General features: G+C 36.1%; 28 protein-coding genes. 10 read left to right on the top strand and 18 right to left on the bottom strand.

Going from position 1 to position 23831, the window contains the following annotated elements; all coding sequences use genetic code 11:
• The first annotated feature begins 247 nt into the window (after window positions 1–247).
• Together B4D49_RS01670 and B4D49_RS01665 are read left to right on the top strand one after the other, a co-directional pair.
• Window positions 248–946, top strand: coding sequence for a GntR family transcriptional regulator (locus tag B4D49_RS01670; RefSeq protein ID WP_286783005.1), 699 nt, complete (start codon window positions 248–250; stop codon window positions 944–946).
• Between the two features lie 72 nt (window positions 947–1018).
• Complete coding sequence (locus B4D49_RS01665; protein ID WP_132869529.1) at window positions 1019–1402, top strand: hypothetical protein; 384 nt, start codon at window positions 1019–1021, stop codon at window positions 1400–1402.
• A gap of 47 nt (window positions 1403–1449) precedes the next feature.
• Here B4D49_RS01665 and B4D49_RS01660 read toward each other — a convergent pair whose 3' ends face one another.
• On the bottom strand, window positions 1450–2298 hold the full coding sequence (locus B4D49_RS01660; RefSeq protein WP_286783004.1) for a MurR/RpiR family transcriptional regulator: 849 nt from the start codon (window positions 2296–2298) through the stop codon (window positions 1450–1452).
• 169 nt (window positions 2299–2467) lie between these two features.
• Here B4D49_RS01660 and B4D49_RS01655 point away from each other — a divergent pair, with 169 nt between their 5' ends.
• From B4D49_RS01655 to B4D49_RS01645, 3 genes are read left to right on the top strand one after another with little or no spacing between them, the layout of a single operon-like run.
• Window positions 2468–3451: a Gfo/Idh/MocA family protein gene (locus tag B4D49_RS01655; protein WP_286783003.1), complete on the top strand. Its 984-nt coding sequence runs from the start codon at window positions 2468–2470 to the stop codon at window positions 3449–3451.
• A 4-nt stretch (window positions 3452–3455) separates the two neighbouring features.
• A complete protein-coding gene (locus tag B4D49_RS01650) occupies window positions 3456–3980 on the top strand; it encodes a heme-binding protein (protein ID WP_286783002.1) in 525 nt (174 codons plus the stop codon).
• 20 nt (window positions 3981–4000) lie between these two features.
• Window positions 4001–5059, top strand: coding sequence for a Gfo/Idh/MocA family oxidoreductase (locus B4D49_RS01645; protein WP_286783001.1), 1059 nt, complete (start codon window positions 4001–4003; stop codon window positions 5057–5059).
• A 64-nt stretch (window positions 5060–5123) separates the two neighbouring features.
• On the opposite strand, the gene B4D49_RS01640 is transcribed toward B4D49_RS01645, so the two are convergent.
• Complete coding sequence (locus B4D49_RS01640; RefSeq protein ID WP_199543996.1) at window positions 5124–5381, bottom strand: Txe/YoeB family addiction module toxin; 258 nt, start codon at window positions 5379–5381, stop codon at window positions 5124–5126.
• Window positions 5374–5640 carry a type II toxin-antitoxin system Phd/YefM family antitoxin gene (locus tag B4D49_RS01635; RefSeq protein WP_012961966.1) on the bottom strand — a complete coding sequence of 89 codons (267 nt, stop codon included), beginning with the start codon at window positions 5638–5640 and terminating at the stop codon, window positions 5374–5376. The genes B4D49_RS01640 and B4D49_RS01635 overlap by 8 nt, the downstream gene beginning before the upstream one ends.
• A 163-nt stretch (window positions 5641–5803) precedes the next feature.
• Between B4D49_RS01635 and B4D49_RS01630 the strand changes: the two genes are divergently transcribed.
• Complete coding sequence (locus B4D49_RS01630; protein WP_286783000.1) at window positions 5804–6136, top strand: putative DNA-binding protein; 333 nt, start codon at window positions 5804–5806, stop codon at window positions 6134–6136.
• A 63-nt stretch (window positions 6137–6199) separates the two neighbouring features.
• Window positions 6200–7768 (top strand): signal recognition particle protein, encoded by a 1569-nt coding sequence (gene ffh / locus B4D49_RS01625; RefSeq protein ID WP_074867479.1) that lies wholly within the window; start codon window positions 6200–6202, stop codon window positions 7766–7768.
• A 45-nt stretch (window positions 7769–7813) separates the two neighbouring features.
• Here the strand turns inward: ffh and B4D49_RS01620 are convergent, their stop codons facing one another.
• The gene (locus B4D49_RS01620) at window positions 7814–8014 is read right to left on the bottom strand and encodes a hypothetical protein (RefSeq protein ID WP_286782999.1); all 201 of its coding nucleotides are present in this window, start codon (window positions 8012–8014) and stop codon (window positions 7814–7816) included.
• Window positions 8015–8085: 71 nt separating this feature from the next.
• Complete coding sequence (locus tag B4D49_RS01615) at window positions 8086–8220, bottom strand: hypothetical protein (protein ID WP_286782998.1); 135 nt, start codon at window positions 8218–8220, stop codon at window positions 8086–8088.
• A 27-nt stretch (window positions 8221–8247) separates the two neighbouring features.
• Here B4D49_RS01615 and B4D49_RS01610 point away from each other — a divergent pair, with 27 nt between their 5' ends.
• The 3 genes from B4D49_RS01610 to xerS all read left to right on the top strand — a co-directional run bounded on the left by B4D49_RS01610 (window position 8248) and on the right by xerS (window position 10543).
• The gene (locus B4D49_RS01610) at window positions 8248–8823 is read left to right on the top strand and encodes an ATP-binding cassette domain-containing protein (protein WP_286782997.1); all 576 of its coding nucleotides are present in this window, start codon (window positions 8248–8250) and stop codon (window positions 8821–8823) included.
• Between the two features lie 6 nt (window positions 8824–8829).
• Window positions 8830–9147 (top strand): ATP-binding cassette domain-containing protein, encoded by a 318-nt coding sequence (locus tag B4D49_RS01605; RefSeq protein WP_286783006.1) that lies wholly within the window; start codon window positions 8830–8832, stop codon window positions 9145–9147.
• 325 nt (window positions 9148–9472) lie between these two features.
• Entirely contained in the window at window positions 9473–10543 is a 1071-nt protein-coding gene (gene xerS, locus B4D49_RS01600; protein ID WP_286782996.1) for a tyrosine recombinase XerS, read from the top strand.
• 105 nt (window positions 10544–10648) lie between these two features.
• Here the strand turns inward: xerS and B4D49_RS01595 are convergent, their stop codons facing one another.
• The 13 genes from B4D49_RS01595 to dprA form a co-directional block, all read right to left on the bottom strand.
• Entirely contained in the window at window positions 10649–11329 is a 681-nt protein-coding gene (locus tag B4D49_RS01595) for a LexA family transcriptional regulator (protein ID WP_199543965.1), read from the bottom strand.
• Window positions 11330–11410: 81 nt separating this feature from the next.
• The gene (locus tag B4D49_RS01590; RefSeq protein WP_286782995.1) at window positions 11411–12358 is read right to left on the bottom strand and encodes a sensor histidine kinase; all 948 of its coding nucleotides are present in this window, start codon (window positions 12356–12358) and stop codon (window positions 11411–11413) included.
• The gene (locus tag B4D49_RS01585; protein WP_286782994.1) at window positions 12355–13017 is read right to left on the bottom strand and encodes a DNA-binding response regulator; all 663 of its coding nucleotides are present in this window, start codon (window positions 13015–13017) and stop codon (window positions 12355–12357) included. Before B4D49_RS01585 ends, B4D49_RS01590 begins: the two co-directional genes overlap by 4 nt.
• A gap of 101 nt (window positions 13018–13118) precedes the next feature.
• Window positions 13119–15095: an FtsX-like permease family protein gene (locus tag B4D49_RS01580; RefSeq protein WP_286782993.1), complete on the bottom strand. Its 1977-nt coding sequence runs from the start codon at window positions 15093–15095 to the stop codon at window positions 13119–13121.
• Between the two features lies 1 nt (window position 15096).
• On the bottom strand, window positions 15097–15849 hold the full coding sequence (locus B4D49_RS01575; protein ID WP_286782992.1) for an ABC transporter ATP-binding protein: 753 nt from the start codon (window positions 15847–15849) through the stop codon (window positions 15097–15099).
• Between the two features lie 463 nt (window positions 15850–16312).
• Window positions 16313–17134, bottom strand: coding sequence for a sugar phosphate isomerase/epimerase family protein (locus B4D49_RS01570; protein ID WP_286782991.1), 822 nt, complete (start codon window positions 17132–17134; stop codon window positions 16313–16315).
• 26 nt (window positions 17135–17160) lie between these two features.
• Window positions 17161–18498, bottom strand: coding sequence for a methylenetetrahydrofolate--tRNA-(uracil(54)-C(5))-methyltransferase (FADH(2)-oxidizing) TrmFO (gene trmFO / locus B4D49_RS01565; protein WP_286782990.1), 1338 nt, complete (start codon window positions 18496–18498; stop codon window positions 17161–17163).
• 173 nt (window positions 18499–18671) lie between these two features.
• The gene (locus B4D49_RS01560) at window positions 18672–18875 is read right to left on the bottom strand and encodes a hypothetical protein (protein WP_286782989.1); all 204 of its coding nucleotides are present in this window, start codon (window positions 18873–18875) and stop codon (window positions 18672–18674) included.
• A 66-nt stretch (window positions 18876–18941) separates the two neighbouring features.
• Window positions 18942–19154: a hypothetical protein gene (locus B4D49_RS01555; protein WP_286782988.1), complete on the bottom strand. Its 213-nt coding sequence runs from the start codon at window positions 19152–19154 to the stop codon at window positions 18942–18944.
• An 11-nt stretch (window positions 19155–19165) separates the two neighbouring features.
• On the bottom strand, window positions 19166–19888 hold the full coding sequence (locus tag B4D49_RS01550; protein WP_286782987.1) for a DUF3307 domain-containing protein: 723 nt from the start codon (window positions 19886–19888) through the stop codon (window positions 19166–19168).
• Entirely contained in the window at window positions 19888–20553 is a 666-nt protein-coding gene (locus B4D49_RS01545; RefSeq protein WP_132869146.1) for a SatD family protein, read from the bottom strand. Before B4D49_RS01545 ends, B4D49_RS01550 begins: the two co-directional genes overlap by 1 nt.
• Window positions 20554–20696: 143 nt before the next feature.
• Window positions 20697–22835, bottom strand: a complete 2139-nt coding sequence (gene topA / locus B4D49_RS01540) for a type I DNA topoisomerase (RefSeq protein ID WP_286782986.1) — start codon at window positions 22833–22835, stop codon at window positions 20697–20699.
• A 94-nt stretch (window positions 22836–22929) separates the two neighbouring features.
• Window positions 22930–23772: a DNA-processing protein DprA gene (gene dprA, locus B4D49_RS01535; protein ID WP_199543949.1), complete on the bottom strand. Its 843-nt coding sequence runs from the start codon at window positions 23770–23772 to the stop codon at window positions 22930–22932.
• Window positions 23773–23831 lie beyond the last annotated feature (59 nt).

The raw sequence follows: 23831 nt of genomic DNA, 5'->3' as shown, positions 1-23831 counted from the left end.
TCCCCCAACTTACGCTGTTCCCAAGGGTGAGTAATAGAGATTTTTAAAGAGATACTATATCTCCCTCCCCAATTCTCCAGCGCTAGCTAATTTTCTCCACACTTACAAAAATTCAAAACAAGCATTGTTCTTTCAAAATCTTTTATATAGCTCCGCCATTTTCCAAAAAAGCTAATGGTAACTAAAAACTTCCTTGATTTTATGCTAAAATAGAGCTAAGTTATTTAGAACAGAATGGGAGTAGGGTATGGTTCCAGCGTATATTAGAATTCATGATGCGATTAAGAAAGAGATTGATGGGGGCGTTTGGGAGATTGGTCAACGTTTGCCGAGTGAGCGTGATTTGGCAGATGACTACGAGGTGAGTCGTATGACGCTTCGTCAGGCGATTACGCTTTTGGTGGAAGAAGGGATTCTTGAGCGTCGTGTGGGTAGTGGGACTTATGTGGCTAGCCATCGTGTGCAAGAGAAGATGCGCGGGACAACGAGTTTTACGGAGATTGTGCGTTCGCAAGGTAAGACGCCATCTTCACAGTTGATTTCTTATCAACGTAAGCCAGCTAATGACACTGAGATTCAGCAGTTACAGCTTAAGGCTAGCGATTATGTGGTGCGTATGGAGCGTGTGCGTTATGCGGATAATGTGCCTTTGGTTTTTGAGGTGGCATCAATTCCTGAGAAGTTGATTCGTGAGTTTAAGCGTGAGGACATCACGGAGCATTTCTTCCAGACTTTGACGGATAATGGCTATGAGATTGGTAAGAGTCAGCAAACCATTTATGCCAAAAATGCGAGTGAGCGCGTGGCTAATTATCTTAAAGTGCCTAAAAATCATGCGGTGCTTGCCTTGACTCAGGTGTCATATTTCTCAGATGGACGACCATTCGAGTACGTTCATAGTCAGTATGTCGGCGATCGCTTTGAATTTTATTTGGAGAATAATTAGTTATCTTAGGTGAGACTGTAAAGAAGCAGCATTTCATAGGATGATTAGAAGCATTAAGGGAGATAAAAGTGTATGAACCATATTGAAATCAATGTTTTTGACTTGGTGACTTGTAGACAATTTTATCAACCTATCTTTGAAAAATTAGGTTGGAAACTTTATCAAGAATGGACTAGAGGCTTTTCTTATCAGAAAGATAGCTGGTACTTGGTTTTTGTACAAGTCGAATCGGCTTATCAGCAAAATTCTTATCACCGTAAACAAGTTGGTATCAATCATATTGCTTTGCAAGCACCGTCTAAATCTATTTTTTGGCAATTAGTAGAAGATTTGCGCCAGCAGCCAGTGACTGAACTTTATTCAGAACGTTTTCCCTTTGCTTCAGGCGACGAGCAACTAGCTTTTTATGTTGAGGATCCTAATCGTATCAAACTTGAGTTGCTCTGTCCCAAATAAGAAAAATCCAAGAAATAAAACTTCTTGGATTTTTCTTATACTCACAATCACTGCAAGTCTTTCTTAGCTAGGTTTTCGATGGCATTTTTTTGCTTTCGGTTGGTAAAGTAATTTGAGGTGTAGAGCAGGCTATAAAGGCAATTTAAAATGTAATGCATGGCGGTTTGTGAATAGTAACCGCCTGCTTTGTTAACGATACTTTCTTTAGCAGGAAAAGTGATGTTTAAGTCAATCTTATCTCTAAAGGCTTTCGAAGAAATCAAAATCGTTTTGCCGTGCCGAGCTTGGATAAGCTCCAATTCTTGAGCGTAGGTGTTCAAGATATTGCCAGAATAAGATAAAAACAGAATCACATCATCTTTGTTTGAATGATAAATCACAGCAATACTGTCATGAAATTGATTGACCATGATTGCTTGAATGCCAAGTTTTACCAACATATTTGAAAAAGACAAGCTAACCAAGTAAGAATCTCCTGTCGCAAAAATGTAAACACGCTTAGCCTTGGCAATTTGCTGAGCAGCTTTGGCGACTAAGTCTTGTGACACCGAAGCGTAGCAAATATCGATAGCTTCCTTAGAAATGCTGGCAACGCTTTTGAAGATATTCGCCGTATTTTCGCTTATGGAGAAAGGATTGTCAAAATCAACATGACTTTTTGAGAAACGTTGTTTTTCGAGTTCGGCTGCTAGAGCAATACGAAAAGCTTTGTAACCAGCCACACCAAGCTTTTTACATAGGCGATTGACAGTAGCATTTGACGTAAATGATTGCTGAGCTAACTGCGAAATTGTCAGCTGTGGAATGTCGTTTAAATGCTCTAAAATGTAATTAGAAAGCTCTTTTTCAAGCTCGGTAAAGGTTGTTTGATTTTCCAAATTTGCAATAATTCCCATATCATGCTCCTTTTCTTTAAGTATATCAAAAATGTCTGAAAAAAATGTCCGTAAAAGAACTATCTAGGCAAAAAAATCGTGAAAATAATTTTCTAAATCTGCTCAAAACCATGCTTTTTCAGTAAACAAGGCGTAAGATAACAGTATCAAGTCACAAAGGAGAAAAACAATGAAATTAGGCATTATCGGAGCAGGTTTAATTGTTGAAGAATTTTTACCGAAATTGGTTCAAATAGAGAAGTTGGAAATTTTAGGGATTCAAAGCGTTCCAAGTGATATGGACAAGCTAAAGCAGTGGTGCACAAAGTATAACATTCCTCTAGCCACCAGTGATTTTGAGGAATTAAGTCAATCTGGCATAGATACCGTTTATATTGCCGTTCCTAATTTTTTACACGTTATTTTTGTTGAAAAGGCGTTAAATAGCGGGCTCAATGTTATCGTTGAAAAACCAATGACAAGTAATGCCAAAGAAGCGCAGCATTTGAAAGAATTAGCACAATCTAAAGGATTGTTCTTGTTTGAAGCTATCACGACACGTTATTTTAAAACCTATCAAAAAATCCGTGAATGGTTACCGAAAATCGGTCAGATAAAATTAGTTGAAAGCATGTACAGTCAATATTCTCGTCGTTATAATGCTTTTCAGAAAGGTGAGGTTTTACCTGTTTTTGACCCTGCCAAAGCTGGCGGTGCCATGATGGATTTAAATTTGTATAACTTGCACTTTGTCATGGGGCTTTTCGGTCAACCAGAAAATCAGCATTATTTTGCAAATGTGGAACGTGGCATTGATATAAGTGGTGTTGCTGTGTTAAACTATCCAGACTTTATCGCGGTTTGTACAGCAGCAAAAGATAGCAAAGGAAAATCTGGCAGCCTTATCCAAGGAACAAAGGGGTATATCGAAACAACACTATCTCCAAATCTCGTCGGCGAGGTCAAATTGGTCTTAAATGACGGTATCAAAGAAAGTTTTGATGACGGTTTGTCACAAGCAAGACTCATTCCAGAATTTCAATCCTTCGTCAAAATGATTGATGACAATGATTTGGAAGCTTGTTACAAAGAACTTGAAGCCAGTCTTTCTGTCAGCAAAGTTCAAACACAATTGCGTAAAGAAGCAGGCATTATTTTCCCAATGGATAACTAATTATATGGCAAATGAAACGATTTTAGAGAAAACAAAAAACTATTATAAACCTGAACATTTGAAGGAGTTAGAGAAACTTGAACATCAGCTGCGCTTTCAAAGTTTTGGCAGTCAAGAGGCACTTGCTTTGGGTGGAAAAATACTCAAAAATACAGAGCAAGCTGAAAAAATCGCTATCCAAATCATCAGAGTATCTGACAAAGTCCCCATTTTTCAATACGTTGGTAATCAAGCGAAAGAACGAAATCTCAGTTTTGTTCAAGGCAAGATAAACACTGTGTTAAAAACAGAACACAATAGTTTCTGGGCTTTAGTTGCTCATCATGTAGGAGAAATAACTTTGACAGAAACGGAAATCCATTCGCAGTTACCCGTTAGCGGCGCTTTTCCGATTAAGGTGGGCGAGGAATTGGTCGCCGTAGTTGGATTATCAGGTTTAAAAAATGGTGATGATTTTCGTGTTCTAGTAGCAAGAATGGCAGATTATCTTTCGGTTCAAGCAGAGCCATTCACAGGATTTTTGATTTAATTTGTAAAAGGAGACCTATCATGACAAAACGATTGATAATTGGTTATTATGGCAATGGTAAAAGCACGAATCGCTACCATTTACCGTTTTTAATGCGTCGGAAAGATACTATTTTTGTAAAGACGATTTATGCCCCGACTTTGCGAGATGATTGGGCTAGGTGGGAAGGTGTTCATTACACCGATAAATTAGATGACTTGTTGAACGACCCAGAAATTGATGTCGTTGTTGTAACAACGCCTGCTCCCGCGCATTATGAGACAGCTAAACAGGTATTAGAAGCAGGTAAAAATCTTGTTCTTGAAAAACCATTTACTCAGTCTGTTAAGGAATCACAAGAATTATTTGATTTGGCAAGAGAAAAAGGGCTCATGATACAAGGGTATCAAAATCGCCGATTTGACAGTGATTTTTTGACAACGCAAGCGGTGATTGCTTCTGGAAAATTGGGTGATTTGTTAGAAGTTGAAATGCACTACGATTACTACCGCCCTGAGGTGCCAGAGCATGTTACACAATATTCGAAAGATGAATCTTATGTTTATAACCACGCTTGCCATACGGTAGACCAAGTGATTTCTTATTTTGGCAAGCCTGATGATGTGCAATATGATGTGCGTCAGCTTTTAGGTGCTGGGCGTATGAATGATTATTTTGACATTGATTTTTATTATCAACATTCAACAGATACATTTCATGTTGCTCCTGGCGGCTTAAAAGTTTCGGTAAAATCAAGCTATTTCAGAGTAAAAGAACGCCCAAGTTTTGTCGTTTATGGTCGCAAGGGCATGTTTGTTAAATACGAAAAAGACCGCCAAGAAGCGGATCTCAAGAAATTCTATTTGCCAGACAATGACGATTTTGGTTTGGATAAACCAGAAAATTTTGGCACATTAACGTATTACGATGACAATGGGCATTACCATGAAGAAGCAGTAGAGACAGTCGCAGGAGATAACGGTCGCTTTTACGATGCCTTGTATGAAACTCTCATCAATCACAAACCAATCTTGGTAACAGAGGAACAAACCATTCTCCAAATGCACATCCTAGAAGAAGCCACAAAAGATTTGAAATGACAAAACTCATGATTAGCTTTTTTATTTCTAGACTCATGAAAAAACTGTCCAGTGGACAGTTTTTTTAATAATGGTCTTTGCAAGAATAAAAGTAAATAGTATTCCCATCAACACTGTAAATTAAACGATGTTCATCGGTTATACGTCGTGACCATTTGCCAGATAAATCGTGTTTAAGTGGTTCAGGTTTACCAATGCCAGTAAAAGGAGTGCGGTCAATCTCCTTGATTAGGCGATTAATTTTTTTAATTGTCGCTTTATTTCCTTGATTATACCAATACATATAGTCGTTCCACGCATCGTCAGACCATGCTTTAATCATCATCTACCTCGAGCAATTCATGTGTCTGAAAATTAGCTGCCTTGAATTGTTCATCGCCACGTTTAATTTTATTCATTAGGTAGTTATTAGACATAATGCGAAATGTTTCTTGCATGCTATCATAGTCACGTTTTGAAAGGACTACGACAGTATCATCAATATTTTTAGAAGTCACAATAAGTGGTTCAGCGTCATCGTTAACTTGTTTCATATAATGTTTTAAATTTTGTCTAAAATTTGAATATGCAACAGCTTCCATATTGGTTCCTCTTCTGTCTATTTTGTACAATAAATTGTACCATTTTACGATAAATAAAGCAAGAAAAAGCATTCTTACTATTATTTTTATTGAAAATGAGGTATCATGATTTTTAACCAATTCTGACTATTAAATTCAGTCAAAATATGGTAAAATGAGGATTATGGAAATTGAAAAAACCAATCGTATGAATGCTCTGTTTGAGTTTTATGCAGCATTGCTGACAGACAAGCAGATGAATTATATTGAACTTTATTATGCGGATGATTACAGCTTGGCTGAGATTGCTGAGGAATTCGGCGTTAGTCGTCAAGCGGTCTATGATAACATCAAGCGAACAGAAAAGATTTTAGAAGCTTATGAGATGAAATTGCACATGTATTCTGATTACATTGTTCGCAGTCAGATTTTTGATGATATTTTAGACAAATATCCTGATGATGAATTTTTGAAAGAGAAAATCGCTGTTTTAAGTAGCATTGATAACCGTGACTAGGTTGATTTGAAAACTAGCGAGATTTGCTAAGATAATAGAGATATGAGGTAGGAGAATTATATTATGGCTTTTGAAAGTTTAACAGAACGCCTTCAAGGGGTTTTTAAAAATATTCGTGGGAAGAAAAAACTCTCTGAAAAGGATGTTCAAGAAGTAACTAAAGAGATTCGTCTTGCTTTGCTTGAAGCTGACGTTGCTCTTCCAGTTGTTAAGACTTTCATCAAACGTGTACGCGAACGTGCGGTTGGTCACGAAATCATTGATACCCTTGACCCAACACAACAAATCGTAAAAATCGTTAACGAAGAATTAACAGAAATCCTTGGTTCTGAAACAGCTGAACTTGAAAAATCACCTAAAATTCCAACAATCATTATGATGGTCGGTCTTCAAGGTGCTGGTAAAACAACATTTGCTGGTAAATTGGCTAACAAGCTGATCAAAGAAGAAAATGCACGTCCAATGATGATTGCGGCTGATATCTATCGTCCAGCAGCCATTGATCAGTTGAAAACACTTGGTAGCCAAATCAATGTTCCAGTCTTTGATATGGGTACTGACCATTCAGCCGTTGAAATCGTGACAAATGGTTTAGCACAAGCCAAAGAAAACCACAACGATTACGTTATCATCGATACGGCTGGTCGTTTGCAGATTGATGAAAAACTCATGGAAGAACTCCGTGATGTTAAAGCTCTTGCGAAACCAAATGAAATTCTTTTGGTTGTTGATAGCATGATTGGTCAAGAAGCTGCCAATGTCGCTGATGAATTCAACAAACAATTGGATATCACAGGGGTTGTCTTGACTAAGATTGATGGTGATACTCGTGGTGGTGCGGCACTTTCAATTCGTGAAATCACTGGTAAACCAATCAAATTCACTGGTACTGGTGAAAAAATCACTGACATTGAGACATTCCACCCAGATCGTATGTCAAGTCGTATTCTTGGTATGGGTGACCTGCTTACATTGATTGAAAAAGCTAGTCAAGAATACGATGAAAAACGTTCAATGGAACTCGCAGAAAAAATGCGTGAAAATACCTTTGATTTCAACGATTTCATCGAACAACTTGACCAAGTTCAAAATATGGGACCGATGGAAGACTTGATTAAAATGATTCCTGGTATGGCTAACAACCCAGCTCTTAAGAACTTCAAGGTCGATGAAAAAGCTGTCGCTCGTAAACGTGCTATCGTGTCATCAATGACACCAGAAGAACGTGAAAATCCTGACTTGCTTAACCCAAGCCGTCGCCGTCGTATTGCAGCTGGTTCAGGAAACAGCTTTGTCGAAGTTAACAAATTCATCAAAGATTTCAACCAAGCTAAACAAATGATGCAAGGTGTCATGTCTGGCGATATGGAAAAAATGATGAAGAAAATGGGTATCAACCCCAATAATCTTCCTAAAAACATGCCAAACGGCATGGATATGTCATCACTTGAAGGTATGATGGGCGGTAATGGTATGCCAGACCTTTCAGCACTTGGCGGTGGAGATATGGACCTTAGCCAAATGATGGGTGGCGGATTCAAAGGTAAAATCGGTGAATTTGCCATGAAACAATCAATGAAACGCATGGCAAACAAAATGAAAAAAGCTAAGAAAAAACGCAATAAAAAATAATTGTTAAAAAACCGAGAAGCAGTTCTCGGTTTTTTTGTGTTTGATTTAGTTATTTCTTTCTACCTTTGCTTCACAGAATTTATTGAGGCAATCGTGGCAGGGACGTTTATCTTTGTTGGGTGTAGTTTGTTTTTTGATATCATGCGGGTAAACACCGATATACTTTTTAAATAGGCTGGAAAAGCGGCTGTGAGGGATATAGCCGACCGCAATAGCCACTTCCTTAATTTCTAGTTGGGTTGTCATTAATAAGTGCTCTGCTAGCGCCATACGACGTCGTTGGATGTATTCGGTAATTGTCCATATGATACTTGGTCTTAAAAGGCTGTTTTGAGCTTGGTTTTACTCATCATAGCAATTTTAGCCAGTAAATCTTGTGGAATTGTTGCCATCAGATGATCGTTGATATAATGGCGGACATTATCCAAAGCGAGGCTATCTTCTTGGCTCATTTTAATAAATCCAACTCAATTATCAGATTGACAATCGGATTGGTGAGTTTGGTTGGAACAAATCTTTATTTCCAAGGTCAAGTGAGTCTTCTGGTTTTGCTGATGTTTATCCTACTTGCTATCAAAGTTTCTGACAGCACTGAAAACATTGTTTTAAATGTAGGTGAAATTCTCTACATTGACTCAGCTGTTAAAAATATTAAAGAACTTCGTGCAGTCAAACAACAAAGTGGACAAGATGTTACTCTCAAGCATTTTGACATCGAACTCAAAAATGTTGGCTTTGCTTATAAAGATGGACAAAAAATCATCGACGGTGTATCTTTTGTTGTCAAACAAAATGAAATCACAGCACTTGTCGGACCATCAGGATGTGGTAAAACAACCCTATTAGGACTTTTATCTCGCTTGCTCGCTTGTATGACTATCAAGAAAGTCAAATCACTATTGACAGCAAGAACATCCAACACATTAGCACCAATAGTTTATTTGACAACATCTCAATTGTCTTTCAAGACGTTACGTTGTTTGATAATACGATTTTGGAAAATATTCGCCGTGGTTCAAGATGTGAATTATCAGCTCTTTACAGAGTCTGTTTGATCAGAAATCTCGCTAGTTAGTGATGATGACGTCGTTAAAAAGGATGCGCTTACACAGTTTGGATTAATAGATAAAACAGAGCGACACCCACAAAGTTTGTCAGGCGGTGAAAAACAACGATTATTATTAGCCATGGCAAAAGCTTCAAATAAGCCGATTATCGTTTTAGATGAGCCAACAAGTGGTCTGTGTAGACAACAAATGGATAAAATGATTGAAGATTTGCAGCAATTGGCTCAAACAGGAAAGATAATTATCGTGGTGACACATGATTACGAATTAATTAAACATTGTAAAGGAAGAATCATAGAATTCGTCGAATAAGCTTAAAATATCAAATATAACATATATAATATATCCATAAAATATATTTAAAATAGATTGTAAATCTCTGACAGAAAAATTATTTGTCAGGGATTTTTTCTGTTTAAAAAAATAAAACAAAAGTAAGAGTACAAGTTAGCCAAAAATTCTAAAAAGCATTAAAAACGTTGATAAAACACGTTTTTTTACAAGAAGTCATAAATGAATGATATCTCTTTCTATGATTTTTTTCTCATTACATCTTTCCGAAAAACTGTAATTTTCTTGAAAAATAAATCAGTCTATGATAAACTACTATTATAAAGACATCTAGGGAGATTTTTAGATGAAACGTGAAAAATTACTTGAAAAAATTGATGAACTAAAAAATATAATGCCTTGGTATGTCCTTGACTATTACCAATCAAAACTTTCTGTACCATATAGTTTTACAACCTTGTATGAATACCTCAAGGAATATCGACGATTCTTTGAATGGATTCTTGATTCAGGTATTTCAAATGCTAATCAAATTGCTGATATTGAATTAAGTACTTTAGAACATTTATCAAAAAAAGATATGGAATCCTTCGTTCTTTATCTACGTGAACGTCCTTCTTTAAATACCTATTCAACTAAGCAAGGGGTTTCACAAACCACTATCAATCGCACACTCTCAGCACTTTCAAGCTTTTTTAAATATCTGACAGAAGAGGTCGAGGACGAAAATGGTGACCCCTACTTCTATCGAAATGTCATGAAAAAGATTTCGACCAAGAAAAAGAAGGAAACCTTGGCTGCTCGTGCTGAAAACATTAAAGGAAAGCTCTTTTTAGGTGATGAAACTATGGCATTTATCGAATATATAGATAAAGAATACCAAAACAAGCTCTCTCATCGTGCTCTCTCCTCCTTCCAGAAGAATAAGGAACGTGATTTAGCGATTATCTCACTTCTTCTTGCCTCAGGAGTTCGTTTATCTGAAGCTGTTAATCTTGATTTAAAAGATTTAAACCTTAATATGATGGTTATCGAAGTTACTCGTAAAGGTGGTAAACGCGATTCAGTTAACGTTGCTTCTTTTGCTAAACCGTACCTTGAAGAGTATTTAAAAATTCGTGCACCTCGTTATAAAGCAGAAAAACAAGATCAAGCACTATTTTTAACAGAATACCGTGGTGTTCCAAATCGTATCGATGCTTCAAGTATTGAAAAATTGGTTGCCAAGTATTCGCAAGATTTTAAGGTTCGTGTGACTCCCCACAAACTCCGTCACACATTAGCAACGAGACTGTATGGCGCAACTAAATCACAAGTTTTGGTTAGTCACCAACTAGGGCATGCCAGCACTCAGGTTACTGACTTGTATACCCATATCGTTAATGATGAACAAAAAAATGCGCTAGATAAATTGTAAAAATGAATCTGGGCTAATCAATAGTCCAGATTTTTATTTTTATATATAAAGAAATTTTAAAAGTTCTTAAACTAGTTAATTTACATAAATATTATTATGTATTATTTAAATTTCTAAGGGTTTGAAGTTACCAACGATTTTTCCGATGATTCTTGGATTTTCATCATAAGGTGCAAATTTGTCAGCATAATGTTTATTGAGAGAGACTAAACGTAATCCATCTTCTTCTCGATAAACTTTTTTGATGTAAGTTTGTCCATCCCAATCAACAGCGTAAATGGCTCCATCATAATCAAAGCCAGTTTGCTTAATAAGTACCACTTCACCATTTAGATAAGTTGGTTCCATTGAATCACCGAAAACCCAAGATGCAAAATCGTGGTCTAACTGCTCATCATAAAAGACTGTATCGTAATTGCCATCGCCAAAATAAGAGTAACCAGTACCTGCAGATAACTTTTCAAAAACCTTATAAGAGTAAAGTTTTGGTAATGGTTTAACAATTTTTTGCTCTTTTAGGAGATTCTCTGCGTAGTTCTCTAATTTTAAGCGATTATCTGGATTCAATTGTAGGTAAGTATTGACAATATCATGCTCAGAAAGAAAATACGTTTCATCAACTTTAAAAATCTGACTTAATTGTTCTAAATTTTTTTGATTTGGTTTTGTTTTACCATTCTCCCAATTAAAGTACGAAGCTCTTGATATCTGTAACTTTTTGGCTAAATCAGCTTGAGAATAGCCATTTTCTTGACGCAATGCTTTTAATTTTTCTCCAGAAAACATAGCTTCCTCCTTTTTGTTAGTTTATAAACTAACAATATTATAAAAGATATTCAGTAAAAAAGCAAGACGAAATAGTCTTGCTTAACGTTTTTTAGGTGTGATGAAAACTTGTGTTCCTTGGTCGATTTGACTATGAATTGTGATATCAAGATTAAGGCTATCTAGAACTTGTTTTGTCATATAAAGACCAAGACCTGTGGCTTTTTGATGTTCATGACCGTTGAAGCCTGTGAAACCTTCTTCAAAAATACGTGGTAAATCTTCTTCAAGTATGCCGATACCATCATCTGATATTTCAATGCTAGATTGAGAGATACGAATGGCAATTTTTCCACCCTCTTTTGAGTACTTAATAGCATTATCGATTAATTGAGTTAAAGCAAAATTAACCCACTTTCTGTCGGAATTGAGTTCCCAATCACCTGTCACCTTAACAGAAAGGTGTTTTAATAAACAAGGAATACGGTATTTTTTGATGATTGAGGTTGCGATATTTTTGACAGATAGTTTCTCAAATCGAAAATCGTCTTTATTTTGGCTGAATTTAAGATAATTTAACAAGGTATCTAAATAATTTTGTAGACGATTTAACTGCTGTTCCACTTCTTTTGGGTCAAGTTGGTCAGTCTGAGCCATCAAAGAAAGAGCTGACAAAGGAACTTTCATCTGATGTGACCACATTTTAATGAGGTTTTGAATATTTTTTATCTGAGTTTGAAGTTTTAAGAGCTCACTAGCATGAGTCTCTTTTTGCTGACAGATGACTGCTTTGAAAGCTTGTTCAGACGGTAAGTGAAAATCATTCAACTCTTTTACATAAATAAATTGTTGTAAAATTAATTGCTTACGCTTAAATTTATAGTATTGCCAAATCGTGATAAAGATAAGAATGGTGATGTTGACACTAAAACTGACTTTAAAGTAGGCAATCGGCAAGTGAAATAGAATAAAAGTGGTTAAAAATAAGGTCGTTAAAATGGTGTAGGTAAGGTACCAAACACCAAATTCTTTAAAAAATTGTCGTATCATTTTAAAAGATAACCGACTCCTCTCACGGTATGAATGCGATCAAATCCTAATGGTTGTACTTTTTTGCGCAAACGTGTCATATTGACACTTAAGGTGTTTTGGTCAATAAAACTTTCATTTTCCCACAATTTCTCTAACAACTCTTCCTTTGGCACAACTTGATTTTGGTGTTCAAATAGAATACTAAGGATTTTATTTTCTGTTGGAGAAAGGTTAATCTGCTTGCTGCCATTTGATAGAATTCCTTCACGGGATAATGAAAACTCATCGAGCTGATAATTATCGGAAGTGAATTGATAGGCTCTACGCAAAAAAGCTGATATCTTAGCATCTAAGATAGTCAATGAGAAGGGTTTGGAAATGAAATCATCTCCTCCCATATTAAGTGCCATAACAGTATCCATTTCATCATCACTGGATGAGATAAATATGATTGGCAACGTCATCGTTTTTCGAATTTCAGTTGTCCAGTAAAAACCATTGAAATAAGGCAAAGTGATATCCATCAAAATCAAATCAGGCTTAATTTCTTCGATTTCTTGCTTAATCGCACGAAAATTATTAACGCTAAAGACATCATAAACTTTGCTTAAATGCTTTTTTAATAGAGTTACAATGGTGTTGTCATCTTCTACGATATAAATTTTTCCTTGTTTCATAGCTTCATTCTAACAAAAAATGGTCTTTACGACCATTTTCAGCTGAGTTTCTTATCAAAATATTTGTAGTTAGTCTTATTAAAGAAAGTAGTTTTTAGTAACTAACGATTGATGAGCTTATAATAAGTTCGGCTTGTTAGTTTATAGATAAAGAAGTAAATGATAACCAAGCATAGTATTGTAATACCACTTACAGTAACCATACTTGAACCAGCTACTCCAAAGAGTAAGAGCATTTGTTTTAGCATAGTTAAAGCGAAAACAAAATGTAAGATAGCAACGCCAAGTGGCATGAAGAAAACAAGTAATGTTTGTGAATTAACTGTTCGTTTCACTGCTTCTTTGCTCATTCCGACTTCTTGCAGGATTTTATAAGATTTTTTATCTTCAATTCCTTCTGTACGTTGTTTGTAGTAAATGATTAAGGCTGCACCAAGCAAGAAACTGAGTCCTAGTAAGAATCCTGTAAACAAGAAACCTCCAGTAATAGCATACATGTCATTCATAAAGGTTTTCTTAGTGTAAATATCACTTTGGATTTCACTGTTTTTATCTGATTTTAATCCTTCAGAGATTGTTGAAATGTCTTTAGTTGAAAGATCAGCATAAGCTGTAAAAGTACTTTGAAACATGAGATCATGTTGTTTGAAAAGCTCTAGCATTTCTTCCATAACCGCATTATTACTGAAAATAATAACACTCGGATTATAGGTATTTCCTAGTTCAGGAAACTTGAGATCTTTAAAGTTTTTGACGTTTTCAAATTTTTTATCAAACAATGTCAATGTTTCAAGTTGACTGTCTCCCTTTTGTTTGTAAAAAGCAATTTGATTGTCTTTTAATTTCGGAAGATCATTTCCGAGTTTTTGAATAGCGTCTTGAGTTGTTAAATAAAGAGCACCAAACGTATTGACATCGGGATGTTTGATTGAATCGTCATTAATAGCCATTACTTTTTCATTTGCAAGGGAAGCTGAAGACATGGCTGACTGATAAGTTATGTAATCACTGCTTGGCTTATCCAGTTTATCGACGATTTGATTTTGGAATTCTTCTTTAAATTCATCCTCAGAGATTATTCTAGAATCCTTCTCGACATAGCCATTATTAGAAAAGGTTATTTGTGTATTTTTAGGAAATAGAATATTGGCTTGATTTTGACCACTAACATATAAAGAAGTTGTTGTTGCGATGGTTACAAAAGTCATTGTAGCAAGCAAAGTGATATTGGCAAGACCAACGGCATTTTGCTTCATTCTGAAAATCATTTGTGCAGTTGTGACAAAGTGTTCTGGTTGGTAAAAATAGTTTTTATTCTTACGACGGCGTTTGAGATACCATGTCATAAAGCTGACGTAAAATAGGTAAGTCCCAATAATAACAAGCACTACTGCAATGAAGAAACGATAGACAACCACAAGCGCAGCTACTTTTGCAGAGGAAATAGACATGTAATAGCCAATACCTAGGCTGATAATACTTAGCAAAGCTAAAATTATATTTCCACGAGGTTCTTTTTCACCTTTTTCTTGACGTTTAAACAAAGCAAGTGGTGATGAACAATGAATAATAACCAGATTAATAACTTCTAGCAATACAAAGATAGCCGCAAAAGCAAAAGCAGCAAACATAAAGGCAAGTGGTGATAATGTCAAAATAAACTTATCATAATGTAAGAGATTAACAAAAATTAGGTAGAACAATTGTGAAAATATGGCTGATAAGATGCTGCCAATTACGATAACACCTACAAACATAATAGCTAATTCAATTGTTGACACCAAACCGACCTGACGTCTATTCATCCCAAGGATATTGTAAAGACCGAATTCCCTACTTCTTTGCTTGAGCAAGAAATTATAACTATAAATCTCCATGATGACTGTAAAAATCATCAAAACAACAATAGCCAGCCCTAATACGGTGTTACTGTAACGCATGTCGTCTGATACTGGACTAAAGAGAATTAACAAGGTTGAACAGTCAAGGATAAAAAGGACTACACTGGCGAGTAAAAATGGGCCGAAAATATCAAGTGATTTTTTCAAATTTGACCAAGCTAGTTTAGCATAGAACATCTTATTCACCTCCTAAAAGGGCTGTCATGGCAAGTGAAATGTCTTTACTAAATTCTTGATTGGTTTTGTTACCACGGTAAATTTGGTGGAAAATACGACCATCTTTGATAAAAAGCACACGTTTAGCATGGCTTGCGGCATTGGCTGAGTGAGTTACCATAAGTATTGTTTGGCCATAGCTGTTAATGTCTTCAAAAAGATTTAAGATATCTTCTGAATTACGATAGTCAAGCGCTGCGGTTGGTTCATCAGCCAAAAGAAGCTGCGGATTAGTAATTAAACTACGAGCAATGGCAACACGTTGTTTTTGACCGCCAGATAATTCAAAAGGACGTTTTTCAAGCAACTCTTCAATGTGTAATTTTGGAGCAAGTGTTGCAATGCGTTTTTCCATTTCTTGATGATGAACTCGACCAAGAACTAATGGCAAGAAAATATTGTCTTTAATAGACAAAGTGTCGAGCAAGTTGAAATCTTGAAAGACAAAGCCAAGATTTTTTAAACGAAATTCAGCCAATTGGCTTTCTTTGATTTTAGTGACTTCTTCACCATTTAGAATAACGGAACCTTTAGTAGGTTTTTCCAGTGTTGCTAGGATATTTAGCAATGTTGTTTTCCCTGAACCTGATTCCCCCATGATGGCGATGAATTCATTCTTGTCTACTTTAAAGTCGACATCTTGCAAAGCACGTGTGACTTCTTTTGAAAAACGTGTGTGAAAGACCTTTTCGAGGTGATTGATTTCCAGTAACATAATTTCTCCTTTTTTTCATTATACCTTTTCGGTTTAAGAAATGCTTAGTTAGTCTTTAGTTTTCGAAACTTTTTTAGTTTCTTTCAGGTCTTTTTTAGGGGGCGTCTGCCGTTCCAGTACCAAAAAGCTAGGCTTGTTACTCCTACTACAATAATCAGTAAAATGGTTATTAGACTGTATCGTGTAACCATACTAAGCACCTCCTTTTACTTTGTTAAGCGAAAAGCGTAACAGATGATATAAGCAATGGAACCCAAAAGGAGTAACACAACCCAAATGAAAAAATTGTTCCATAAATTCACATGTCTTTTGAGTTCTTCTTTCATATCGCTATTCCTCTCTTATTGACACCTTTATTTTATCGGAAATAACCTCTTCTTTTCTTACAATTTCAGGGATGAAACCTTACAAAAATGTAAGAAAAACACAGAAGCTACTGCTTCTGTGTTTCAGGTTTATGATGTTACACATGTTGTGCAATTTGTTTTAAGTAAGCGTGACTTTCAAGTTGTTCAAATGGATTAGTCAAGTCTTTCAAATTAATCTCGTAGATGCTACTTGCTTTTTCATTAAAGAGTGGCAAAGCTTTAGCCCAATCAATTTTTCCGTGACCAAGTGTCAGGCTATCATGGGTTTCTCCCAGAGAATCCACTAAATGGTAATGAACAATATTATCTTTTAATGTTTTTAGAGATTTTTGCAGAGCTTTGTTGTCACCGTGAAGGTAAATAAAAGCATGTGAAACATCGTAAGCTAGTGGATAACCTTTTTCAGCAAGCAAGTGATCAAAATCAGTATTTCCATATGAATAGAGTTTTGAAATACCATTTTCAAACATGATATGGTCTTTGCCGATATGGCAAAAGTGATCCATACGGGTGAAAAGGTACTTTCGAGCTTCCTCAATAGAATCAAATGGCTCCAGTAATTCAGCTTCTTCTAATTCATAAGATCCGTGGACAAGTACTTTGCAGTGATAAGTTTTAGCTAAATCAAGTAATTTTTGCGTTGAAAAATCAATAAAGTTAACCAATTCAGCATTATTTTGTGGGTGTGCGACTAATTCTAATCGTTTGCCATGATATTTCATGGGATGATGAAGAACGATAGTCTTTACACCACTTGATTTTACTTTCTTGATAGCTTCTTCTAGTTGTTTTAAGCCATCAGTTGTAAAATCAGTTTCACTTGTAAAAAATTCAAAAACATCAGGATGATATTTTAAGCGACTAGCTACTTGTTCAGGGGCACAGCTAGCTTTTAGTCCTAATTGAATCGGAAACATTTTGTCACCTCTTCTAAGATATTGTATTAAACGTTAAGGTATTCTTCTAAGTCTTTCAAAGCACGTTCAGCAACTTTTTCGTAACGTTCTTTTTTATCACGGATACGTGGTCCTTCGAGTTCTTTAACGATACCAAAGTTAACGTTCATTGGTTGGAAATGTTTGCTTTCAGCATGAGTGATGTAGTGTGGTAAAGCACCGATAGCTGTTGTTTGAGGGAAAATAACAGGTTCTTCACCCTTGAAACGACGCACAGCATTGATACCAGCTACAAGACCTGATGCAGCAGATTCAACATAACCTTCAACACCAGTCATTTGACCAGCGAAGAAAAGATTTGGATTTTGACGTGTAGCAAATGTTTCAGTCAAAAGGTTTGGTGAATCCATGTATGAGTTACGGTGCATAACGCCGTAACGGACAAATTCAGCATTTTCGAGGCCTGGAATCGTACGGAAAACACGTTTTTGTTCTCCCCATTTAAGGTGTGTTTGGAAACCAACAATGTTAAAGAGGCTACCAGCAGCATTGTCTTGACGTAATTGAACTACAGCATAAGGTGTCTTAAATTCACCGTCACGTGGGCCTTTGTAGTCATCTGGATATTCCAAACCAACTGGTTTCATTGGGCCGTAAAGCATTGTTTTAATGCCTCGTTTGGCCATAACTTCGATAGGCATACATCCTTCAAAGTATTTTTCTTTTTCAAATGAATTTAGCGGAGCTTCTTCAGCATTGACAAGAGCTTCGTGGAAAGCCATGAATTCTTCTTTAGTCATCGGGCAGTTAAGGTAAGCAGCTTCCCCTTTGTCATAACGTGATTTAAGGTAAACTTTATCCATGTCGATAGAACTTTTATCAACAATTGGTGCTGCCGCATCGTAGAAATAGAAACCATCGCCACCATTTAATTCGTGGATTTTTGCAGCCAAAGCATCTGAAGTAAGTGGTCCACTAGCGATAACTGTAATAGCATCATCTGGGATTTCAGTGATTTCTTCGCGAATGACTTCGATAAGTGGGTGGTTTGTGACTTCGTCAGTTACCATTTGTGAGAATCCGTCACGGTCAACTGCAAGAGCGCCACCGGCAGGGACGCGCGTGCTTTCAGCAGCTTTCATAATCACAGAATCTAAGCGGCGCATTTCTTCTTTAAGAAGACCGACCGCGTTTGTCAAACTGTCACCACGTAGTGAATTCGAACAAACAAGTTCAGCAAATTTGTCTGTTTTATGTTGTGGTGTTGCTTTTTTACCGCGCATTTCATAAAGCTTAACAGGAATACCACGTTTGGCAATCTGATAAGCAGCTTCAGAGCCTGCTAAACCAGCTCCGATAACGTTAATGTATGATGATTGAGACAATATACTAATACCTCTAAAATGAGCACAGAAAGCTATCTGGCGTCATTTCCCAGACATGGGTATTTGCCCATATCTGAATCTTTCTATTTTTGATACTTGATTATCATAACATAATTTTTAGGAAATACAAATAAAATCTTGTGATTGTTTACGTAAGTAAAATTATGTAAAAATCAATGATTATCTTTTCTAATCATATTCTGATACTGTAAGTGAATGCCGATATGACCAATTTCTAAAATAATTGCTGCTAAGGCTAAAAAAGGATTCTTACCATAGATGGCTAGGCATAGAACTGCAATAACGGGCAAACTTGCTCCGGCTACTGGTATTTTCAAAATAGGGGCGTAAAAATCAGTCATCCTTTTTGATCCCATAAAAAAACGAATCCAAAAGATTTCATAAAGAAGCATGCAAAGAGCTGCTGCTATTAGCCATCAATTCTAATTTGTCCAAGAATGCCAGTTAAAGTCAGAAAAGATGAGAACTAGACAGGTAACAAGCACTTCTCCAATACGTTCAAGTAGGGTTAAGTACTTATTTTCTTGGCACTGATAGTGGTCATAATCTTTTGGTCTATGTCGTGTCCAAATAAGATTTGGTACAGTTAGCAATACTAAAAAGATCAATCCAACATAAGAAAAGCCAAAATGCATGACTATCCTCCCTAGAATATACAAATCCAAGCAGCTAATAGAACACTTAAGATACTAAATAATGAACCAATCAGATAATATTCTGCAAATGTTGGGCTCTCTGAAATCTTGTTATAACGTGCAATTGATTTTGCTGTGAAAACCAGACCGATTGAGGCAAATTGATTAAAGATAATACAAATACTCATCACAATACGCTCTAATAGTCCAATAGTTGCTCCAGCCCCTGGAATGGTATCCATTTTTTGATTATCGTGTGGTTGGTATTTTTGAAAGAAAATTTTAAAGACGATATTCGTTGGTTTGGTGATTAAGACAAGAAATAAAATCATATTTAAAACTTGCCCCGCAAACTGGCTAGTTATCAGACCTAACCCCACTTGATGGCGTGTTAATAAAATAATAATCACTAAATGAAGGATTTGATCAAGAAGAAAAGTCACCATAGGTTTTAATCGAAGCCAGTTAGCCACATTAGATTTTCCAAAATCAATAATCGAATGTGTCACTAAAATGACTAAACTAATCTTCCACAAACTTGGTAAAAAGAGAGTTACTATTACCAAAGGAAAGGCGACACCAAGTAGGTGAATTAGAAGATATTTGTTTTCTGTGTTTTTACGATCTGCAACTGTTTGACTTTGTAGGTGAAAATCAGATAAAAAGTGACAGATTAAGAAAAGTGTCAAAATGGGATTTTGAATGAGATAGTGAGAAAGTCCAGTAATAGGCATTAAGCTAACTCCTCTCCATGATGTTTAAGGCATTTTAAAGCCGTTTTACGTGCGCGAAGGTAGACTTTGATGTTGCTACTTTTGAGCCGTTTAGACAAAGCGCTGGTTGTTAATTCTAAGCGTTTGGCAAGTATTTGCTGATCAAACTGCTCATCATATATGCCAAGAGTTAACAGTTCCTTTAAAATCATTTCTTGACTTGCTCGCCAATCTGATTTGATGGCTTCGCTACTAGCAATCAAGGCATTCACAATGTTAACTTGACTTTCATCATCAAAAGAAACTGCAATTTGCGTATTGCCATAATCATTTTTTTGATGAATATAATTAATTGCTTTTCTAGCGTGCCAATAAGCTGGGCCATCAGCACCAATACTTTGTTCAGGATTAATGTCTGTTAAAATTTTGCCTAATCCTATCCCAAAACGTACTTGATAAGGCTGCATAGCGAGATTGATGCGGTCAATAATTTGAAATAAAGGGGCATCAAGCGTCAATAATCCTTGAAATTCATCTCCCAATGTAATAGATAATTTTGAAACCAATACTTCTTTAAATTCTGTATTCAAATCATTTAAGCAAGTTTCTAATATTTTTTGAACTTGGTAACGATTATCGATTTTTTTTGAATCAATGATATCACCAATTAATGCAAAATAATTCATAGGCTACCTCCCTTGTAGGTCTATTATAACAGACTTGTCAAAAAAAGTCCGTTATAACGGAAATTATTTAAAAAGTCTATTATAATGGCAATGAAAACTGACCTAAAAAACCTCACAAAGAAAATTTGCAAGGTTTGAAAGATTTATTTAACTTTTGCTTCTTCGTAGTCACATTCTTCATTGCTGCAGACGACTTGTTTACCGCCGCCACGAATTTTTTTCTCAACAAGGAATTGACCACATTTTGGACAAGAACGTCCGACTGGTTTATCCCATGATGTAAATTCACATTCAGGATATTGATCACAACCATAGAAAATACGGTTACGTTTTGTTTTACGTTCAATAACTTGGCCTTTACCACAGATTGGACATGTCACACCAATTTCTTTAGTAATGGCTTTGGTATTATGGCATTCAGGGAAATTACTACAAGCATAGAATTTACCGTAACGACCAAGTTTAATAACCATTGGATGTCCACAAACATCACAATCAAAGCCGGCAGGTTCATCTTTGATTTGAATTTTTTCAATCTCAGTTTCTGCTTTTGCCAATTCTTTTTCAAATGGCTTGTAGAAAGCATCGATGACTTTTTGCCATTGTTCTTTACCTTCTTCGACTTGGTCAAGTTTACCTTCCATATCAGCAGTAAACTTGACATCAACAATATCAGGGAAGAATTCAACAATCAAATTATTGACGATTTCACCAAGTTCTGTTGGTTCAAAACGTTTTGAAACCAAGCGAACATAGTAACGTCTTTGGATAACATCAAGTGTTGGTGCGTAAGTTGATGGACGACCAACACCATTTTCTTCAAGGGTTTTAATCAGTGTAGCTTCTGAATAACGTGCAGGTGGTTGAGTAAAGTGTTGTTCAGGACTTGTAGAAACTTTCTTAACAACATCACCCTCAGCCATATCTGGCAACATTTTATTCTTATCAGAATCGTTATAAACAGCTAAGTAACCATCAAATTTTACTTTACTACCGTTAGCTGTGAAGCGCACGCCATTTTGCTCCAAGTTAACTTTCATGGTATCAAAGACTGCAGCTGTCATTTGACTAGCTACAAAACGATTCCAGATCAGTGTATAAAGTTTTAATTGGTCCTTATCTAAGTGTTTTGCAATTGATTCTGGAGTTAGATTAACGTTTGATGGGCGAATGGCTTCATGGGCATCTTGAGCACCTGAAGCGTTCTTTACACGGCTACCATGTTTAGAGTAATTTTCACCAAAACGTTCTGTAATAAAACCTGCAGCATCATTTTGAGCAACAGGACTAATACGTGTAGAGTCGGTACGCATGTAAGTAATCAAACCTTGTGTACCACTCTTACCAAGACTAATTCCTTCGTACAATTGTTGTGCAACCATCATGGTTTTACGTGTACGGAAGTTGATTTTATTAGCAGCATCCTGTTGAAGAGATGATGTTGTATATGGAAGTGGTGCGTTACGACGACGCTCTTTCTTTTCAACTTTTGCTACGTTAAATTCATCACTAGTAAGACGAGCAAGGACTTCTTGCACTTCTTCGTTAGTGTTAAGTTTTAATTTTTTACCATCAATGCCATAAAAAGCAGCTTGGAATTTCTTTGTTCCTTTTTTGAAGAAACCATCAATAGTCCAGTATTCTTCAGGTTTAAAGGCTTTAATTTCGTTTTCGCGGTCAATAATTAGTTTTAAAGCAACTGATTGAACACGTCCAGCAGAAAGACCTTTTTTAACTTTTTTCCAAAGTAATGGCGAAATAGAATAACCAACAATACGGTCAAGAACACGACGGGCCTGTTGGGCATCTACCAAATCCATATCAATCTGACGTGGTTCAACGAAAGCATTTTTAACAGCATCTTTCGTAATTTCGTTGAAGACAACACGGTTTTTATCGTTTTCATCAAGTCCCAAAATATGTGCTAAATGCCATGAAATAGCTTCTCCTTCACGGTCCGGGTCACTTGCGAGATAAACTTTTTTAGATTTTTTAGCCTCTTTTTTCAAATCATTAATCAGAGGACCTTTACCGCGAATATTAATATATTGCGGTTCATAATTATTTTCAAAATCAATAGACATGCTTGATTTTTTCAAATCGCGGATATGACCAACCGAAGCGACAACTTTGTAGTTGCGTCCTAGATACTTTTCAATGGTTTTTGCTTTAGCTGGTGATTCCACAATAACCAAGTTTTTCTTGGCAGCTGTTTTTTTCTTTGTCGTTTTTTTACTTGTCTTTTTAACAGCTGTTTGGGCTTTTGTAGTAGTCGTTGCCATAAGCTCACTTCCTATCAGTAATAAACTTATAACATGATACCCCGCTTTTTGCGAACTGTCAATAAAAAAGTTGTATTTAATAGAAAAAACTTGTTTACATTTGGTATTCCGAAAGAACGTCTAGCCCTGATGTGATGCACTTTGCACCCTCTTTGATTAAGTGATGACAACCATCTGATTTTCCATCTAGGATATTACCAGGAATGGCAAAAACATCTCGGCCTTCTTCTAGTGCTCGTTCACAAGTAATAAGACTGCCTGAGCGGAGCTTGGCTTCTGCTACGATGACACCTTGTGATAAGCCTGCAATGATTCGATTGCGTTCTGGGAAATGGTATTTTAGTGGTGCTTCTCCTGCTGTGTACTCACTCAAAATCAGATGATTTTTTCCTAAATACTCCTGCAACTGCTTGTTTTCCTTGGGATAATAAACATCCAGACCACATCCGATTACTGCTATTGTTGCACCGCCATTTTTTAAGGCTGAGATATGGGCACTGGTGTCAATACCTCTAGCTAAACCACTGACAATAATAAAGTGATTGCCAAGTTCATTGATGATTTTTTGAACAGATTTTGTTCCAGTTTGAGAACTAGTTCTCGCTCCTACTACTGCCATCTTCGGTCGACTGAGTAAGTCGATATTTCCTTGATAGAAAAGTAAAACAGGTGGATTATAGCAATGTTTTAATTCCAAAGGGTATTCATCATCTAATATCGAGATACTAGGGTATTGATTAAAAAGTTTTCTTAACTCCTTGCTATCTAAAGCTTTATATTTTTCCATAAAGAGAATTGGGTTCTTACACTTAGAAACCACAGCCATATCACGCAAAGAAAGAGATTTATTTACTTGCTTCTGATAATCCAAAATAGCAAGAATGTTACGATTAGTAAGTCCTGCTTGTTTTAATTTAAAAAGTTCAAAATTATTCATTAGTCACCTCACTACTTTTCTATTCGAAAAAAAGTCCTATAACCATAGGACTTTGTGAG

It is taken from the genome of Streptococcus sp. UBA4344 (assembly GCF_002393675.1).
Taxonomy (GTDB): Bacteria; Bacillota; Bacilli; order Lactobacillales; family Streptococcaceae; genus Streptococcus; species Streptococcus vicugnae.
Note: the sequence above shows the minus strand (reverse complement) of the source record. Positions and strands in the feature narration are given on the sequence as shown.